The sequence below is a fragment of the Pseudomonas sp. 008 genome (assembly GCF_016861935.1).
Taxonomy (GTDB): Bacteria; Pseudomonadota; Gammaproteobacteria; order Pseudomonadales; family Pseudomonadaceae; genus Aquipseudomonas.
In genome coordinates this window covers 111,873-130,607 of the sequence record NZ_BOMA01000001.1, presented here as the reverse complement: position 1 = coordinate 130,607, position 18,735 = coordinate 111,873, and the positions used below count along the sequence as shown (strand labels likewise).

Below are 18,735 nucleotides of genomic sequence, written 5' to 3'. Positions count from 1 at the left end.
ATCGAAAGCTCTCCTGCCCCCGACCGATTGCAACAATAACAATCCTGTATAACTTGTGGTGAATCATGTCCCTCATCAATTACGTCACCAAGATCCAGTTCGGCTACGACAGCCTGCAGCATCTGGCCGCCGAAGCCGAGCGCGCCGGCATTACACGGCCGTTGATCGTCACGGACATCGGCGTGCGCAATGCCGGCATCGTCGACAAAGTCATCTCCGCCCTCGGCGCTGCGCGTACCCCCACGATTTTCGACGCCACCCCGCCCAACCCCAACGAACACGCCGTGCGTGAAGCGGTTGCGCACTACCACCTTGGCGAGTGCAACGGCATCATCGCGGTCGGTGGCGGTTCTTCGATCGACCTGGCCAAAGGCGTCGCAGTCTGCGCCACCCACGACGGTCCGCTACAAAGCTTTGCGGTGATCGAAGGCGGGCTGGATCGCATCACGGCGGCCACCGCACCGTTGATTGCCATTCCGACCACTGCAGGCACCGGCAGCGAAGTTGGCCGAGGCGCCATCCTGATCCTCGACGATGGCCGCAAGGTAGGCGTAATCTCACCTTATGTAGTGCCTCGCGTTGCCATCTGCGACCCGGAACTGACCCTGGGTCTGCCACCGATGCTGACCGCCGCCACCGGCATGGACGCTATCGCCCATTGCATCGAGACGTTCATGGCGCCGGCCTTCAACCCTGCAGCCGACGGCATTGCCCTCGATGGCTTGTGGCGAGCCTGGGAACACATCGAGCGCGCCACCACCGAGCCCGGTGATCGCGAAGCCCGGATGAACATGATGAGCGCGTCGATGCAAGGCGCGCTGGCCTTCCAGAAAGGGTTGGGCTGTGTGCACAGCTTGTCCCACGCCCTGGGCGGTATCAATCCGAAACTGCACCACGGCACGTTGAACGCGATTTTTCTGCCCGCCGTCGTCGACTTCAACGCCAACGCCCCCACCGTTCGCGACGAACGCAAGCTCGAACGCCTGCGCCATGCCATGGGCCTTGAGGCCGGCGCCAATATCGGCGCGGCCATCGAGGACATGACCCGACGCTTGGGCCTGCCGACCCGCCTGAGCGAGCTCGGCGTCGATGAGAGCCTGTTTGCCGGCATCGTCGAGGGCGCGTTGCACGATCACAGCCACAAGACCAACCCTCGCGAAGCATCGTCCGCGGATTACCTGTCGATGCTTGAGCAGTCGTTGTAAACCGCCGCTATCCAACAACAATAAATCAGGAGGCAGCCGCACCGTCGAACGCGATTCGACGCCAGCGGAACAATCATGAAGCCCACCGTCCTTATCGAACGGCAAGAATCCATTGCCATCGTCACCCTCAGTCACCCGGGAAAGATGAACTCCCTGACCTTGTCCATGTGGCAAGACCTGGGTGACGTCATGACCGAGCTATCCGCCGCCACCAGCGTTCGCTGCGTGGTGTTGCGCGGTGCCGGCGAGCAAGCGTTTGCCGCCGGCGCCGATGTCGGTGAGTTTCCCGTAGTGCGCGCCAATCAGGCGCAAGCCCGGGTCTATGCCGACGTCACCTCCAGGGCAATGCGCGCGGTTGCCGACTGCCCGCACCCGGTGATCGCGATGATTCACGGCGTGTGCGTCGGCGGCGGCCTGGAAATCGCCGCCCTCTGCGACCTGCGCATCTGCGGCACCTCCAGCCGTTTCGGTGCGCCGGTCGGCAAACTCGGGCTGGTCATGTCCTATGACGAGATGGCCGGGCTGGTGGCGCTGGCCGGGCGTTCGACGACCCTGGAGATTCTCCTTGAAGGCCGGATTCTCGACGCCAATGACGCCTATGTGAAAAACCTCGTGACCCGCGTTGTACCGGACGCCGAGGTCGAGTCCGAAACCCTCGCCAGCGCCAAACGCATCGTCAACGGCGCGCCCCTCGTCGCCCGCTGGCATCGCCAGGCCGCACGCCAGCTTGAGGCCGGCGTGGCACCCAACGTCGAGCAAATCGACAGCAGCTACTTCTGCTACGACACCGAAGATTTTCAGATCGGTCTGAACGCTTTCATCGCGAAAGCCAAACCACAGTTCAAGGGGAAATAACATGGGACCGCTGACAGGAATGCGCGTGGTAGAACTGGCTCACATCATGTCCGGCCCGGTGTGCGGCATGATGCTGGCCGACATGGGCGCCGACGTGGTGAAGGTCGAGAAAGTCCCTGGCGGTGACGACTCGCGCCGCTTCTCGCCGATCATGGCCAGTGGCGAATCCGCTTCGTTCATGGTGGTCAACCGCAACAAGCGCGGTATTGGCCTGAACCTGAAAACCGAAGGCGGGCGCGACGTGTTGCGTCGCCTGCTGATGGATGCCGATGTGGTCACGGAAAACTACCGTGCCGGCACCATGGAAAAGTTCGGCCTCGGTTACGACACCTTGAAAACCCTCAACCCCGGGCTGATCTACTGCGCGATCTCCGGCTACGGGCGTAGCGGACCGTTCGGTGAGAAAGGCGGTTTCGACCTGATCGCCCAAGGCATGAGCGGCATGATGAGCATGACCGGTGAAGCCGGGCGTGAACCGGTCAAGGCCGGTTCGCCGGTGGCCGACATCAACTCCGGCATTCTTGCCGCCCTCGGCATCTGTGCCGCTTACGCCGCCAAACAGAAAACCGGCCTCGGGCAAATGGTCGACACTTCGCTGTTCGAAGCCGGCCTGCAACAGATGTACTGGCCGGCGGCGGCGTACTTCGCCGATGGCACCATCCTGCCGAAAATGGGTTCGGCCAACTCCACCAGTGCGCCGTACCAGGTGTTCCGTACCGCCGACGGCTGGATCAACATTGGCGCGGCCAACCAGGCCAACTATGAACGACTGGTCGAGGCCCTGGCCGTCCCGCAACTCAAAGCCGATCCACGCTTCGCCAGCAATGCATTGCGCATGGAACATCGCCTGGCCCTGGTGGAAATTCTCAACGAAGTGCTGGTCGCGCGTACCACGGATGAATGGATGGTGCTGTTCGACAACCTCGGCTTGCCTGCCGGGCCTGTCCTCGACATCGCCGCTGCGCTCGCCCACCCACAAACCAAGGCGCGCGGCATGGTCGTCGAAACCGAACACCCCACCGAAGGCCGGGTGCGCGGCGTAGGCCTGCCGATTCACTTCTCCGACATGGACAACGCCGCGCCGCCGTCCAGCCGCCCCGCTCCACTGCTGGGCGAACACACCCGCGAAGTGCTGAAGGAAAGCGGCTTCGCGGAGGATGAAATCGACGAACTGATTCGAACCCAGGCGGTGGTCGCTCTGGCGTCCTGAGCGGCTTCCTGAAGCCTGAATCCGATTATTAAAACAAGAACAAGAAGGTGAACATCATGAGCCGTATCTTGACCGAGGCCGTCAGCCGCCGATCATTTCTAGTGTCTGCCGGCATCACCGTGGGCGGTGCATTCGCCGCCAACCTGCTGCCCTCCACTGTCTTCGCCGCCACCAAACCCATTGTATTGCGCTACACCAGCAGCCTGCCCGACACCCATCCGTTGAACAAACAAATGAAGGCCGCGTCCGAAGCCATCAAGGCCGAAACCAACGGCGCCGTGGACCTGCAGGTGTACGCCAACGGCGCCATGGGCGGCGACACCGACATGCTGTCTCAGGTGCGCGCCGGCGCCATCGATTTCATTCCCCTGCCAGGCGCGATCCTCTCCACGCTGGTGCCGGCCATGTCGATTGAAAGCATGCCGTTCGCGTTCAAGGACTACGACAGTGTCTGGGCCGCGCTTGACGGCAAGCTGGGCGAGCACGTACGGGCCAAGACCGAGAAAGTCGGCCTGATCCCGATGGAGAAAGTCTGGAACAACGGCTTCCGTCAGATCACCAGTTCGACGCGGCCGATCAACACCCCGCAAGACCTCGCCGGTTTCAAGCTGCGTGTGTTGGTCAGCCCGTTGTGGACCTCGATGTTCAGCGCCCTCGGCGCCTCCCCGACCGGCATCAGCATCAACGAAACCTACTCGGCGTTGCAGACCAAAGTCGTCGACGGCCAGGAAAACCCGTTGGTGGTGGTCGAGTCCGCGCGCTTCTATGAAGTGCAGAAATACTGCTCGATGACCGACCACATCTGGGGTGGTTTCTGGATCGTCGCCTCGGGCAAGACCTTTCCGAAACTGCCCGCCGATGTGCAGGAAATCGTCTCCCGGCAAATCAACGCCGCCGCCCTGGTGCAGCGTCAGCAGGTGATCGACCTCAACTCCAGCCTAGAGCCGTCCCTGACCGCCCACGGCATCACCTTCAACAAAGTCGACCGTTCATTGTTCCGGGCTGACCTGCAATCCAAAGGTTTCTACACCCAATGGAAGGAGAAGTACGGCCCCGAAGCCTGGAGCTTGCTCGAGCAGTACGCGGGTCAACTGTCCTAAGCCGGAGACAAAGTCATGAAAAGCGAACTACCAATGACGGATGTTTCTCCCGCTGAAGGACTCAGCCCACACCAGGCCACATTTCGTCTCGGCCGCGCCCTCGACACCGGGCTGCGCTGGCTGACTGAAGGCAGCGCGGCGTTGCTGGTGGTGATCGAAGTCACGCTGCTGTTTTGCAATGTGTTCTCGCGCTACGTGCTCAATCAACCCATTGTCTGGGGCGATGAACTGGCCTCGCTGCTGTTTCTCTGGCTGGCGATGCTCGGCTCTGTGGTGGCGATGCGTCGAGGCGAGCACATGCGGCTGACGTCGTTCATCGGGCGTTTGCCGCTTGAGAAGCGCGCCTTTGTCGACACCTTGGGTGCGGTGATCGTTATCACGTTCATCGGGTTGCTGTTCACGCCGGCCTGGGAATACGTCAGCGACGAGTGGATCATCACCACTGCGGCCCTGGAAATCCCCAACGCCTTTCGCGTATCGGCCATTGCGGTCGGTCTGAGCCTGATGCTGATGACCTGTGTCGCACGACTGTTGACCCGTGCGCGGCTGATCGATTTTTCAGTATCGGTGGCGATGCTGGCCTCGCTGGCCGGGTTGTTGTGGGTAGCTGAAGGCCCCCTGCTGCTGATGGGCAACTGGAACCTGGTGGTCTTCTTCATGATCGGCGTCATGGCCATGATCGTCATCGGCGTGCCGATCATGGTCGCATTCGGCCTGGCGACCGTGGCGTACCTGTCGACCATGACCAGCACGCCGCTGACCCTGGTCGTCGGGCGGATGGACGAAGGCATGGCGAGTTTGATCTTGCTGGCCATCCCGTTGTTTGTGTTTTTGGGTGCGTTGATCGAAGCGATGGGCATGGCCCGCGCGATGATTCACTTTCTCTGCTCACTGATTGGCCATGTGCGTGGCGGCCTGTCTTATGTGCTGATCGGCGCCATCTACCTGATCTCGGGCATTTCCGGCTCCAAGGCTGCCGACATGGCGGCCATCGCCCCGGCGCTGTTCCCGGAAATGAAGAAACGTGGCGAGGATGAGAACGAACTGGTCGCGATGCTCAATGCCTCCGGGGCGATGTCGGAAACCATTCCGCCGAGCCTGGTGCTGATCACCATCGGTTCGGTGACCGGTGTATCGATTTCGGCCCTGTTCACCGGTGGTTTCATGCCGGCGGTGGTGGGCGCCATCGCGATGGCGGCGGTGATCTGGTGGAAAAACCGCAAAGGCGAAGCCTCCACTGGCACACGCGCCTCGGGCAAGGAAATCGGGCATTCGCTGCTGGTCGCGTTACCGGCCCTGGCCCTGCCCTTCGTGATTCGCACCGCCGTGGTCGAAGGGGTGGCCACCGCCACCGAAGTCGCCGCCATCGGCGTGGCTTACACCTTCATCGTCGGGTTGCTGTGCTACCGCTGCTTTGACTGGCGTCGGCTGTACCCGATCCTGGTCAGCACCGCGTCGCTGTCCGGGGCGATCCTGATCATCATCGGCAGCGCGACCGCGATGGCCTGGGCGTTGACCCAGTCAGGCTTCTCCCACCAATTGGCGCAAGTGATGTCGACAGTGCCGGGTGGCGCATTGGGGTTCCTGATCATCTCCGCCGTGGCGTTCATCCTCTTGGGCAGTTTTCTGGAAGGCATCCCGGCCATCGTGCTGTTTGGCCCGCTGCTGTTTCCGATTGCCAAGGCCATGGGCATCAATGACGTGCACTACGCGATGGTCGCGATCTTCGCCATGGGCCTGGGCTTGTTCGCACCACCGTTTGGTGTGGGTTTCTATGCCGCTTGCGCCATCGCCAAGGTCGACCCCAGTGGCGCCATGCGTCGCGTCTGGCCGTATCTGGGCGCGCTCGTCGTCGCCCTCGGGGTGCTGATCGCCGTGCCGTGGATCTCTATCGGTTTCCTGCCCAACGCCTGAATCACTTTTTGACTGTCAGCACTCAAACACGAGGCTTCTCATGAATTTTTCCACGCTCCAAGCAGGCACCGCCACCGAACGTAAACTGATCGTCGACAGGGAACGGACCATCTCGTTTCTGGGCGAAGACTTGCGCATCTATGCCACACCTCGCCTGGTGGACGACATCGAACAGACATGCCTGGACTACCTGCTGACCTTTCTCGATGAGGGCGAAAACACGGTGGGGGCGGCGGTCGATATCCGCCACGTTGGCGCGACGCTGTTGGGCATGTCCGTCAGTATCGTCGCCACGGTCACCCGCATCGAGGGGCGCAGCGTCACGTTCAACGTCGAGGTTCGCGATGACGTCGAACTGGTCGCCACGGCGGCTCATACCCGGGTGGTGGTGAACGTTGCCAAACTGCGCAGCCGCGTCCTGGCCAAGGCCGAAGCGGCTGCCGCCGGTGAAGTCGAAGACGGTGTGCTCAGCCCTTCCCAATTCGCCGCGTCGCGCTGAACAAGGGCCCACGTCATGATCACGCTACACGAACGCAACGGCCTGCCTGACCTTGCGGCCGAGGATGCGCTGCCGATTGTCGATGCCCATCACCACTTGTGGGATCTCGGCAACGGACGCTATCCGTGGCTGCAAGACGAATATCACGAGGATTTTTTCCTCGGTGACTATCGCAGCCTTTGCCGTGATTTTTTGCCGGAAGACTTTCTTGCCCTGACCGTAAGACAACGGTTGGTGGGCACGGTGCATGTCGAAGCAGAACGAGCCCGTGATGAGCAGGTGGCCGAGACACGCTGGCTGGAACAGGTGAATGCCCGTTACGGCTTCCCGAATGCCATCGTGGCCCACGCCTGGTTCGACCGTGAAGACAGCGCGCAGATTCTCGCCGCCCAGGCCGCCAGGCCGCTGGTCAAAGGCATACGCTCCAAACCCGTCACGTCGACCTCGCCCGAGGTGTCGATTGCCGGCGCCAAGGGCACCATGCAAGACCCGGAATGGCTGGAAGGCTTTGCGCGCCTGGCTGATCACGATCTGTCGTGGGATTTGCGCGTGCCGCCGTGGCACCTGGTCGAGGCCGCTGAAGTGGCAGCGATGTTTCCGCAGATCCGCATCGCCCTCAATCACACCGGCTTCGCCTGGGATCGCAGCCCGCAAGGCATGGCCCGCTGGCGCAAGGGCCTGGAAGCCCTGGCCTTGCAGCCCAACGTGCATATCAAGCTGTCGGAGTTCGGGCTCAAAGACTCGCCCTGGCATTACGACGACAACCGGATCGTGGTGCTGACCGCCCTGGAGATCTTCGGTCCAGAACGCTGCATGTTCGCCAGCAATTTCCCGGTCGCCGGATTGCGCGCCTCCTACGACACGATTGCCGACGGCATGGCCGCGATGCTCGCGCCCTTTGGCCGTGCCGTGCAAGAAGCGGTGTTCGCCGGCAATGCACGACGCTTTTATCGTCTGGAGCAACCGCATGGATAAGCCATCGGTGATCGACTGGCGTGCGCGCTTTCTGGCCAGCGGCGAGGACGCGGACTTGCCCATCGTCGATGCGCACCAGCATTACTTCGATATCGAACAGCATTACTACCCGTGGCTGAACGACCGACCGTTGCGGCCCTTTCGCTACGGCGATTACTCATCGATCTGCCGCAACTTTCTGCCCCAGGACTATCGCCGGCTGAGCGGCCCCCATCGCATCGTGCAGACCGTCGTCATCGAGGGTGAATGGGACCCTGCGACGCCCGCCGACGAGGTGACTTTTGTCGAATCGCTGGCACACAACGAACCCACCCTGGCGGCGATGGTCGCGCAGGCCTGGCTGGATCGTGAAGACGCCTCGGACCTCTTGCGTCAATACGGCGACCATCCGTTGGTGCGTGGTGTGCGCCACAAACCGGCGGTGACCAGCCTTGAGGCCTGGCGCGAAGATTTCGTCGCGCCAGGCTCCATGCGCGATCCCCGGTGGCGCGAGGGTTACGCCCAACTGGCCGAACACCGCCTGCATTTCGAGTTGCAGGCGCCCTGGTGGCATCTGGCGGAAGCTGCCGAGCTGGCCAGGGACTTCCCGGACGTGACCATCGTGGTCAATCACACAGCACTGCCGGCGGATCGTTCGGAACAAGGGTTGGCCGGCTGGCGCAAAAACCTTGAGTTGCTGGCACGGGAGCCGAACGTCGCACTGAAGATTTCCGGCATTTGCATGCCCGGCAAGGCGTGGCCCGTGGAGGCGAACCGGGTCGTCGTGAACGATGCGATTTCGATATTCGATGTCAGTCGCTGCGCGTTTGCCAGCAATTACCCGGTGGACGGCGTCGTCAACGGCATGAGCGAGATCTTCGACGGCTTCAAAACGATCACCAGAGACCGCTCCCTCACCGATCGGCTCGCTTTGTTTCATGACAACGCCCGGCGCATTTACCGGCTTACCTGACCCTCATTGAACAGCCCTTCAGGAGTTCCCATGTTTGAAGTTTCAGGCCACAACTACATTGCCGGCGCTCGTTCGGCACAAGGTTCGACCACCCTACAAAGCCACGACGCGCGTACCGGCGAAGCACTGCCGTATCGTTTCCATCAGGCGACCGTGGAAGAAGTGAACGCGGCCGCAGAAGCAGCGGCCACGACTTACTCGGCATTTCGTCAGCTGTCGTCCGCACGACGCGCTCAGTTCCTGGACGCGATTGCCACCGAGCTTGAGGCGCTGGACGGCACATTCATTGCCCTGGTGTGCCAGGAAACCGCCCTGCCCGCTGGGCGTATTCAAGGTGAGCGAGCCCGCACCAGTGGCCAGATGCGCCTGTTCGCCACGATGCTGCGCCGCGGCGATTTCTACGGAGCCCGCATCGACCGTGCGCTGCCGGACCGCCAACCGTTGCCGCGCCCAGACTTGCGCCAGTACCGCACCGGGCTCGGTCCGGTCGCGGTGTTTGGCGCCAGCAACTTCCCGCTGGCCTTCTCGACCGCGGGCGGCGACACCGCCTCGGCCCTCGCGGCAGGTTGCCCGGTGGTGTTCAAGGCCCACAGCGGTCACATGGCAACCGCCGATTATGTTGCCGATGCGATCACCCGTGCCGCGAAAAAAACCGGCATGCCCGATGGCGTCTTCAGCCTGCTGTACGGCAGCGTCGGTGAGTTACTGGTCAAGCATCCGGCAATCCAGGCGGTCGGTTTCACCGGTTCGTTGCGCGGTGGCCGGGCCTTGTGTGACATGGCGGCGGCACGTCCGCAACCGATCCCGGTGTTCGCCGAAATGAGCAGCATCAACCCGGTCGTGTTGATGCCCGACGCCCTCAAGGTTCGCGGTGACAAGATCGCGGCCGAGCTGAGCGCTTCCGTGGTGCTGGGCGCGGGTCAGTTCTGCACCAATCCCGGTCTGGTGCTGGGCATTCGCTCGCCCGAGTTCAGCGCTTTTCTCGAACGTTTTACCGCTTTGATGAGTGAACAACCGGCGCAAACCATGCTCAACACCGGCGCCTTGAAAAGCTATTGCCACGGTTTGGACAACCTGCGTGCTCACCCCGGCATCACGCACCTGGCCGGCGCCGCGCAACAGGGCAATCAGGCGCAGCCGCAAGTGTTCAAGGCCGACGTCAGCCTGTTGATCGACGGTGATGAGTTGCTTCAGGAAGAAGTCTTTGGCCCGACCACCCTAGTCGTCGAAGTCGCCGATCACACGCAATTGCTCCAGGCCCTGCACGGTTTGCGCGGCCAGCTGACCGCGACGCTGATGGTCGAAGACTCGGACACCACGACCCTGGGCGACATTCTGCCGCTGCTGGAACAGAAAGTCGGACGTGTGCTGTTCAACGGTTATCCGACCGGTGTGGAAGTCTGCGATGCCATGGTGCATGGCGGCCCCTACCCGGCCACATCGGATTCGCGCGGCACGTCGGTCGGCACATTGGCGATCGATCGCTTCCTGCGCCCCGTGTGTTATCAGAATTGCCCCGACAGTTTATTGCCGGACGCACTAAAGAATGCCAACCCGCTGAGCATCGCTCGACTGGTTGACGGTGTCAGCCGTCGCGATGCGCTGTAAGTCGCAACAACCCGGTTTCAACTAACACCCACCGCTAGCCATAACTCCCGCGCCTGTCGAACAACAGGCGTCGGATTCGCTCGCCCCGAAAACCGCTACACCCACACAACAACAAAAACAGAGGAAGCCTCATGCACGTTCAACTTCACCCGAAACACCGCGTTTGCAAATTGATGCTGGCCGTGGCCGCCGCCGTGATGATCAACACCGCAGGCATTCAACTGGCCGCTGCCGAAACCACTCCAGCCGCGACGACAGCCCCCATGCAATGTGCCACTGAAGCGACACCGCGTTACACCAAGACCCCCACCGGATACCTCATGGTCCTGCGCATGGGCGACAACGCCTTCAAGGAACTGACCAAGCTGGCCATCGCCGAAAAGATCCCCAGCGCCTCCATCACCGGCATCGGCTTTGGCAATGTGAAGTTCGGTTTCTGGAACAAGGACAAAAAAGACTTCGACGCCAAGACCTTGAACAGTGTCGAGATGGCGAGCATCACCGGCTCCGTGGCGTGGAAGAACGATCAACCTTCGATCCATATGCACGGCGTCGCCGGTGACGCCACGTTCCAGGCGTACGGCGGCCACATCCTCGACTTCGAGGTCACCACCGGCTCGATGGAAATCACCGTGATCGTCCATCAGCGTCGCCTGGAACGCGGCATTGACCCGTGCATCGGCGCCAACGTGCTGGGCATTTAACTCAAAGCGTCAGGCTCCCGCAGGCCGCTTGCCTTGCCGGCATCCGCGACGGCGGGAGCCACTCTCCCCTACTCAAACTACAAAAAAAGGGCGATTTCGATGAGCAATAAAACCACGGCGATAACCTTTGCACTGGGCGCCATTGCGCTGAGCACCCAGGCTCACGCCGATTTCCTGAGTGACAGCAAAGCCACCCTGGGACTGAGAAACTTCTACTTCAACAATGACAACCGCGACGGCGCGGCCGCACCATCTAAAACCGAAGAGTGGGCACAGGGATTCATGCTCGATTACAAGTCGGGCTACACCGATGGCACGGTCGGTTTTGGCGTCGATGCACTGGGGTTGATGGGGGTTACGCTGGACAGCAGCAAAGGACGGCACGTCGGCAGCTCGATGATTCCTTCGGACAGTGACAACAGCGCCGTCGATGAGTGGAGCCGGCTGGGGTTGACCGGCAAGGTCAAGGTCTCGAAAACCGAACTGCGCCTGGGCACGCTGATGCCGAAGTTGCCGATCCTGGTGGCCAACGACGGTCGCCTGCTGCCGCAGACCTTTGAAGGTGGCCAGATCACCTCCGGCGAGTTCAAGGATTTAACCTTCACCGGAGGGCGAATCGAACACGCCACCGGTCGCGGCTCAACCGATCAGACGGGCTTGGCCGCCACCGGCGGCACCCGTGAAAGCAATGCGTTCGACTTCGCCGGCGGCGACTGGAAAATCACCAAGGACTTGACCGCCCAGTATTACTACGCCCACCTGGACGACTACTACACCCAGCAGTTTTTCGGCTTGACCCACACACTGGCGATCGCGGAAGGACAGTCGCTGAAAACCGATTTGCGCTACTTCAAGACCGATTCATCCGGTAAAAACAGCTCGGGCACCTCGGGCTACAGAATCAGCGGCTTCACCCAAGGCAATGATGGCGAGATCGACAATCGAACCTGGAGCGCCGCGCTGATCTACACCGTGGGTGGCCATGGCATCACCGCTGGCTATCAAAGCGTTTCGAGTGGCAGCAACTTCACCCAGCTCAATCAGGGCAGCCTGGCCGACAAGGGTGCCGGCGGCAGCAGTCTTTATCTGTACACCGACCGTCTGATTCAAACCTTCACCCGTGCAGGCGAACGCACCGCCTTCGGTCAATACGCCTATGACTTTGCCGCCATGGGCGTGCCCGGGCTGAAAGCGTCCGTCATGTACCTCAGCGGGGACGATATCAAGACGACCTCTGGCGATTCCCAGAAGGAATGGGAGCGCGACATTGCCCTGGACTATGTGATTCAGTCCGGCACGCTTAAAGGTGTCGGATTTGGATGGCGCAACGGCAAGTCCAACAGCGAGGCGGCGCGTGACCAGGACCAGAATCGCTTGATCGTGAGCTACAGCATTCCGCTGCTTTAGCCAATCGACATCACGATATCGCGCACTTGGTAAACGCTGGCCCGGCCGCTTCACTTCAGCGCTGACGCAGAGTCAGCGCTTTATTGGCAGCCCCCCGACATGTAAGCGTCAGGCGGCGCCGGCAGTGCGGCAAGCATGTCCTGCAGTCCGGCGGCCCATTGCATGCGGATACGCATGAAATACGGGTCGTCGGCCGTGATGCGATAACTTTTTGCACCACCAAAGCTGTCTTTTCTGAACACCAGCAGGTCCAGCGGCATACCCACCGACAGGTTGCTGCGCATGGTCGAGTCGAACGAGATCAGCCCGCAGCGCAGGCCCTCTTCGAGTGATGTGCGGTACGTGAGGTTGCGATCGAGTATCGGCCTGCCGTACTTGCTTTCACCCAATTGCAGGAAAGGCGTGTCCTCCGTCGCCTGAATGAAGTTGCCTTGCGGGTAAATGCTGTACACATCCATCGCCCCCTCCGCGATCTGCCCACCCACCAGGAAAGAGCAACTCAAGTCGGTCTTGCCGGCCAACTTGGTACGGTCCCGGGCGACGACTTCGCGAACGGTTTCCGCCACCAGCACAGTGGCGTCATAGAGTGTGCGGACATTCAACAGGTGCGGGCCAGGCCCGCTGCAACGCTGCTTGAGCAAGTTCACCACCGATTGCGAGGTGGCCAGATTGCCCGCCGTTTGCAACACGATCAGCCGCTCGCCCGGCGTGCTGAAAATAAACAACTTACGAAACGTTGAAATCTGGTCGATACCGGCATTGGTCCGTGAGTCGGAGATGAACACCATCCCGTCGGCCAGGTGCATAGCGACGCAATAAGTCATTTGCGCTTACTCGTGAATTCTGGATGAAAGGCCATACCGTCTCCCCGACGGCATGGCCAATTACGGTGAACGTTTCAGGCTTATTGGTGCTGAACCTGAAACAGCGACGTTACTTGTACCCGCGCCAGCATCGACTCGGCCCCGCCACCACGACGCATGCCACGTACCGGGCAGGCGTCGAGGTAGTCCAGGCCCACCGCCAGTTTCAGATGGCGTTCGGGCCGGGTCAGTCGGTTGGTAACGTCGAAGCTGTACCAGCCATCGTCGAGCCAGGCTTCGGCCCAGGCATGACTGGCCAGGTGGTTTTCATCTTCGGTGCACAGATAACCGGAGACGTAACGCGCAGGAATCCCCAGGCTGCGGGCACAGGCCAGGAAAGCGTGGGTGTGGTCCTGACAGACCCCGCCTCCACCCGCAAACGCCTCGGCGGCCGTGGTGTCCACGGTGGTTGCACCCGGGTTGTAGACCATATGCTCGGCCAGGCCGTGCATCAGGTCGGTCAGCGCCGTTCGATCACGCCGTATGCCGCAGTGCTGCACGGCGAAGGCATTCAGGGCATCGTCCGCAATCGTCAACTTACTGGTGCGCAAAAACGGCAAAGGCGATTGGCTGTCGCGCTCCAGCTCACGGTCCGAGTCGATATCCACCTGACCATAAGCTGTCAGTACCAAGGCCCCATGGGGTTCGTCCATCGTCAACACATGCAGGATGTTGCCGTACGGATCGAACTGGCTGCGCACCAGGCGCGGCAGTTCCAGGTGCCATTCCAGGATGCGCTGGCGTTCGCTGTTCTGCGGCGTCAGACGCAGGAACTGAATGCTGGTGCAGACTTCATCGGCGTAGCTGTAGGTGGTGTCGTGACGTATGGACAGTTTCATACGGCCTCCAGATAGGACTCGTGAACGGTCTGGCCGAGATGGCGAACCTGGGAGATGAAGTCAGTCAGCCAGAGGTGCAGACCGAAGCCGAGAATCTCGTCGATACCGGTGTAGCGCAGCCGAGCATTCAACTCGGCTGCCAACCGCTGGGCGGCCCGCCCGTTGCTGCCCGGCAGGCTGGCGAGGATATGGTCCAGTTCCTCGATACAGGCGTGTAACGAACGCGGGACGTCGCTGCGCAACAACAGCATCTCGGAGACCTGCTCGGCGCCCGGCGCATTGCGGTAGATCTCGTTGAACGCCTCGAAGGACGACAAGGCCCGCAGCAAGGCACTCCACTGGTAGTAGCCGCGCGCGGAGTTGTCACTCACCTCCTCCGACTCCTCGCCGAACATTTCGTAGCGTGCATCCAGCAGGCGCAGCGTGTTGTCTGCCCGCTCAAGGAAAGTCCCCAGGCGAATGAAGCAGTAGGCATCGTTGCGCATGATGGTGCCCGAGGTCGCACCGCGGAACAGGTGCGAACGCTCCTTGACCCACTCGCAGAAATGGCTGATGCCATAGCGCGCCAGACCATTGCTGGCGATGTTGCGCATCTCCAGCCACGTGGCGTTGATGTTCTCCCACATATCGGCGGTGATGCGTCCGCGCACGGCATGAGCATTGGCCCGCGCGGCTTGCAAACAGCAATAGATACTCCCGGGGTTGGTTTCATCCAGCGCGAAGAAGTGCAACATGCGTTCGGTGTTGAGCTCACCATAACGCTCGTTGTAATCGTCCAGCGTGCCGGCGGCCAACAGCGACATTGCCAGCTCGGCGCGGCCATCGGTGCGCCCCGCCTGAGGCATCAACGACAACGAGTAACTGACTTCGAGCATGCGCGCCAGGTTTTCGGCGCGCTCCAGGTAACGGGACATCCAGTAGAGGTCCGAAGCGGTTCTTGAAAGCATGTCTTAGTCCTCCACTACCCAAGTGTCTTTGGTGCCGCCGCCCTGAGACGAGTTCACCACCAGCGAGCCTTCGCGCAATGCGACGCGGGTCAGGCCACCGGGCACCAGACGGGTTTCTCTACCCGACAGCACAAACGGGCGCAGGTCAATGTGGCGTGGGGCGATGCCGTTTTCGACAAAGGTCGGGCACGTTGACAGGCACAGGGTTGGTTGGGCGATATAAGCTTCGGGGCGTGCCTTGAGGCGCGCGCGGAAGTCTTCGATTTCCGCCGCCGTGGCCGCCGGGCCGACCAGCATGCCGTAGCCACCGGAACCCTGGGTTTCCTTGACCACCAGCTCAGGCAGATTCGCCAACACATGGGACAACTCTTCCGGTTTGCGGCATTGCCAGGTAGGCACGTTTTTGAGGATCGGTTCCTCGGCAAGGTAGAAGCGGATCATGTCGCCGACGTAGGGATAGATCGACTTGTCATCGGCCACGCCGGTGCCAACGGCGTTCGCCAGCACCACGTTGCCTGAGCGGTAAGCGGCAATCAGGCCGGGCACGCCAAGCATGGAGTCCGGGTTGAACGACAGAGGATCGAGATACGCATCGTCGAGACGGCGGTAAATGACGTCCACCTGTCTGGGGCCTGCGGTGGTGCGCATATAGACGTGATCGTCGCGGACAAACAGATCGGCGCCTTCAACCAGCTCCACGCCCATTTCACGGGCCAGGAACGCATGCTCGAAGTAAGCGCTGTTGAAGCGGCCCGGGGTCAGCACCACGGTCGTGGGATTGTCCAGCGGACTGGAGCTCCTCAGGGTGTCCAGCAGCAGGTTCGGGTAGTGATCGATGGGCGCCACACGCTGGGCGGCGAAGAGTTCGGGGAACAAACGCATCATCATCTTGCGGTCTTCAAGCATGTAGCTGACGCCGCTGGGAGTGCGCAGATTGTCTTCCAGTACGTAGTAGCTGCCATCGCCGTCGCGGACCAGATCGACCCCGGCGATGTGGGCGTAGATGCCCCGGTGCAGATTCAGGCCCTGCATGGCGACCTGATAACCCTCGTTGGCCAACACCTGTTCGGCCGGAATGATGCCCTCCTTGAGAATACGTTGCCCGTGGTAGATGTCGTCCAGGAACATGTTCAATGCCTGGACCCGCTGAATGCAGCCCTTCTCGACCATTTGCCATTCGCTGGCCTTGATGCTGCGCGGAATGATGTCGAACGGAATCAACCGTTCGGTGCCCTGCTCGTCCCCGTATAAGGTGAAGGTGATGCCGGCTCGGTGGAACAACAGGTCGGCTTCGCGACGACGTTGATCCAGTAACTCCAGAGGTGTGTCCGCCAACCAACGTGCGAACTCCTGGTAATGTGGGCGGCAGCCACCACTCGCATCATACATTTCGTTAAAAAAAGCTCGGGACATACCCTACTCCTTGCCGCGATACAGACGGCATTTTCTTATAACTTCGCTATTTCAATAAAATCAGGCCTTACGTTGTTTTAGTGAGTACTGTTTCTGTTGAGCACCTCAGTGTGCGTCGTTAACTTCCTGTCTCATTTGGAAACAAATTCCGCATGAATTCGGCAATCTCTTGACGCGTCCCGACGCCAGAGATTTGGCCTTTCCGGTTTGATTTCTGGCGCCCCATTTATAACGTTCCCCCATTATTTTTTTCGTTGAAAAACCACACTAGCGGTGGTTTGAAAGTACTTTTGCAAGGGCTGTGCCCAACTATTGTTACGATCGATAAAAACCGGAAAAACCCTCCAGCAAGCCTGAATTGCGACACATCATTTCATTTTTGAGACGAAAATCGATAAGACTACTGAACCGATTTTTCCACTTGTAACTTGCACAACTCTGGATCGGACGAAAATGGTGCATTTGGCAACTGATTTGAGTTTTATGCCCTACAAGCGGGAAATTCCTACTCACTGTTTTTATTCTCCGTGTAATACAAGGCGTCCAGCGCGGCGCGTCGATTAATGCCGATGCACTATTAATTCTCATGGAAATGCACCAAGCGGTGACACCGGCAGCGAAAGTGCCAAGTAGTGATGCAAAAATTTAATGCTGGAGAGGACGGCCTGACAGCGAGCCTTACCATCCGTACTACGCCAAAATCATGTTCCACGCCCACTGAAGGTCATTGAGCAACGACAGCGGCTACGGGCGCGTAGCCGCTTCCATCAGGCACTTATGACACTTCGAATGCCTGCCGATTGTTTAGCACGCGCTGAGCCTGTTCGTGATCCAGATCACCGACCTTGGCCGCGACCACGACAGTGGCAACACAATTACCAATCAGGTTACCCGCCGCGCGTGCCATGCCGATGAACCAGTCGATGGACAGCACCAGCACCAGGCCGATCACCGGAATGCTTGGCACCGCACTCAGGGTCGCAGCCAGAATCACGATGGCCGAGCCGGGTACGCCGTGGGCCCCCTTGGAGGTCACCAGCGACACCCCTAACACCAGCAGCAAGTCACCGATCGACAGCGGCGTGTTGGTAGCTTGTGCGATAAACACGACCGCCAGGGTCAGGTAGATCGAGAAGGCATCGAGGTTGAACGAATAGCCGGTCGGCACCACCAGCCCCACCACTGACTTTTTCACGCCCAGCACTTCCAGCTTGCGCATGATCTGCGGCAGCACCGAATCCGAGGACGCTGTAGCCAACACGATGGTCAGCTCCTCGCGCAGGTAGGCAATGAACTTGAACACGTTGATCCCGGCATAGCGCAACACAGCGCCAAGGATCACGAACACGAAGATCAGGATCGATACGTAGAACAGTGCGACCAAGGAGATCAGTTGCTTCATAGAACCTACACCGTACTTGCCAACGGTGTAGGCCACTGCCCCCAGCACACCCAAGGGTGCCAGGCGCACGATCAGGCCCATGGCCTTGAACAGCACCTTGGAGATGTCATCGATGAACGAGGTCACTCGCTCCGCACTTTTGCCGCCCACCAAGGCCAGGCTGGAGCCGAACAACAAGGCAAAGAACAGCACCTGCAACACATCGTTTCGCGCCAATGCATCAATTGAGGTGGTGGGAATGATGTTCAGGATGAACGAGCCGATACCACTGCCCTGAAGCTTGTGGGCATTCTCCGAATAGCTGCTTATCGCACCGGCATCCAGTGTCGTAGTGTCGATGTTCATGCCGTGCCCCGGCCCAAAGATGAACGCCAGCACAAGTCCGAGCGCCAGGGCGATGGTGGTCATGATCTCAAAGTAGATCAGTGCCACGCCCCCTACCCGCCCTACGCTTTTCAAGTCCCCCGTACCGGCGATGCCATGCACCACGACACAGAAAACGATAGGGCCAACGATCATGGCAATCAGCTTGAGAAAGCCGTCACTCAGCACCTTCAGCTTCACTGCGAAATCCGGCACCAGAACACCGAGCACGATGCCCAGCACCAAGGTACACAGCACCTGTGCAAAGAGAGATTTGTACCAGGCCTTGGCTGGTTTGGCTGCGCTCACGGCAACTGAATCGTGGTTCATGATGCTTCTCCGTCAAGAATCAAACGAGTCCCTGACTGCTCGACAGCAGTGTCGATCAGCGGACTGCCCCTTTCTTCAACGACTTCGATCGGCTGCTACCCAAGCGAATGCCAGGTTGGCCGAACACTGCGCAATCATTGAAGAATGCA

General features: G+C 60.4%; 16 protein-coding genes. 11 read left to right on the top strand and 5 right to left on the bottom strand.

All coding sequences use genetic code 11. From position 1 onward, the window contains the following. The first annotated feature begins 65 nt into the window (after positions 1-65). The 11 genes from JUI81_RS00570 to JUI81_RS00520 all read left to right on the top strand — a co-directional run bounded on the left by JUI81_RS00570 (position 66) and on the right by JUI81_RS00520 (position 12,429). On the top strand, positions 66-1,205 hold the full coding sequence (locus tag JUI81_RS00570) for an iron-containing alcohol dehydrogenase (protein ID WP_204123369.1): 1,140 nt from the start codon (positions 66-68) through the stop codon (positions 1,203-1,205). A 75-nt stretch (positions 1,206-1,280) separates the two neighbouring features. Beyond that, entirely contained in the window at positions 1,281-2,060 is a 780-nt protein-coding gene (locus JUI81_RS00565) for an enoyl-CoA hydratase-related protein (RefSeq protein WP_204123368.1), read from the top strand. Position 2,061: 1 nt separating this feature from the next. Then, positions 2,062-3,270: a CaiB/BaiF CoA-transferase family protein gene (locus JUI81_RS00560; protein WP_204123367.1), complete on the top strand. Its 1,209-nt coding sequence runs from the start codon at positions 2,062-2,064 to the stop codon at positions 3,268-3,270. A 56-nt stretch (positions 3,271-3,326) separates the two neighbouring features. Next, positions 3,327-4,370, top strand: coding sequence for a TRAP transporter substrate-binding protein (locus JUI81_RS00555; RefSeq protein WP_204123366.1), 1,044 nt, complete (start codon positions 3,327-3,329; stop codon positions 4,368-4,370). A gap of 15 nt (positions 4,371-4,385) precedes the next feature. Next, on the top strand, positions 4,386-6,284 hold the full coding sequence (locus JUI81_RS00550) for a TRAP transporter large permease subunit (protein ID WP_204123365.1): 1,899 nt from the start codon (positions 4,386-4,388) through the stop codon (positions 6,282-6,284). Between the two features lie 40 nt (positions 6,285-6,324). Then, positions 6,325-6,783, top strand: a complete 459-nt coding sequence (locus JUI81_RS00545) for a thioesterase family protein (RefSeq protein ID WP_204123364.1) — start codon at positions 6,325-6,327, stop codon at positions 6,781-6,783. Positions 6,784-6,798: 15 nt separating this feature from the next. After that, positions 6,799-7,758, top strand: coding sequence for an amidohydrolase (locus JUI81_RS00540; RefSeq protein WP_204123363.1), 960 nt, complete (start codon positions 6,799-6,801; stop codon positions 7,756-7,758). After that, positions 7,751-8,710: an amidohydrolase gene (locus JUI81_RS00535; RefSeq protein WP_204123362.1), complete on the top strand. Its 960-nt coding sequence runs from the start codon at positions 7,751-7,753 to the stop codon at positions 8,708-8,710. The genes JUI81_RS00540 and JUI81_RS00535 overlap by 8 nt, the downstream gene beginning before the upstream one ends. Before the next feature lie 30 nt (positions 8,711-8,740). Then, the gene (locus JUI81_RS00530) at positions 8,741-10,318 is read left to right on the top strand and encodes an aldehyde dehydrogenase (NADP(+)) (protein ID WP_204123361.1); all 1,578 of its coding nucleotides are present in this window, start codon (positions 8,741-8,743) and stop codon (positions 10,316-10,318) included. A 131-nt stretch (positions 10,319-10,449) separates the two neighbouring features. Further along, positions 10,450-11,022 carry a PPC domain-containing DNA-binding protein gene (locus JUI81_RS00525; protein WP_204123360.1) on the top strand — a complete coding sequence of 191 codons (573 nt, stop codon included), beginning with the start codon at positions 10,450-10,452 and terminating at the stop codon, positions 11,020-11,022. 99 nt (positions 11,023-11,121) lie between these two features. After that, a complete protein-coding gene (locus JUI81_RS00520; RefSeq protein WP_204123359.1) occupies positions 11,122-12,429 on the top strand; it encodes an OprD family porin in 1,308 nt (435 codons plus the stop codon). An 80-nt stretch (positions 12,430-12,509) separates the two neighbouring features. On the opposite strand, the gene JUI81_RS00515 is transcribed toward JUI81_RS00520, so the two are convergent. The 5 genes from JUI81_RS00515 to dctA all read right to left on the bottom strand — a co-directional run bounded on the left by JUI81_RS00515 (position 12,510) and on the right by dctA (position 18,586). Then, on the bottom strand, positions 12,510-13,253 hold the full coding sequence (locus JUI81_RS00515; RefSeq protein ID WP_026331643.1) for a proteasome-type protease: 744 nt from the start codon (positions 13,251-13,253) through the stop codon (positions 12,510-12,512). An 80-nt stretch (positions 13,254-13,333) separates the two neighbouring features. After that, the gene (locus JUI81_RS00510; protein ID WP_204123358.1) at positions 13,334-14,131 is read right to left on the bottom strand and encodes a transglutaminase family protein; all 798 of its coding nucleotides are present in this window, start codon (positions 14,129-14,131) and stop codon (positions 13,334-13,336) included. Beyond that, positions 14,128-15,078: an alpha-E domain-containing protein gene (locus JUI81_RS00505; protein ID WP_019578892.1), complete on the bottom strand. Its 951-nt coding sequence runs from the start codon at positions 15,076-15,078 to the stop codon at positions 14,128-14,130. The genes JUI81_RS00510 and JUI81_RS00505 overlap by 4 nt, the downstream gene beginning before the upstream one ends. A 3-nt stretch (positions 15,079-15,081) precedes the next feature. Next, positions 15,082-16,491 (bottom strand): circularly permuted type 2 ATP-grasp protein, encoded by a 1,410-nt coding sequence (locus JUI81_RS00500; protein WP_111453329.1) that lies wholly within the window; start codon positions 16,489-16,491, stop codon positions 15,082-15,084. Between the two features lie 775 nt (positions 16,492-17,266). Then, positions 17,267-18,586: a C4-dicarboxylate transporter DctA gene (dctA, locus tag JUI81_RS00495; protein WP_019649710.1), complete on the bottom strand. Its 1,320-nt coding sequence runs from the start codon at positions 18,584-18,586 to the stop codon at positions 17,267-17,269. Between the last annotated feature and the right edge of the window lie 149 nt (positions 18,587-18,735).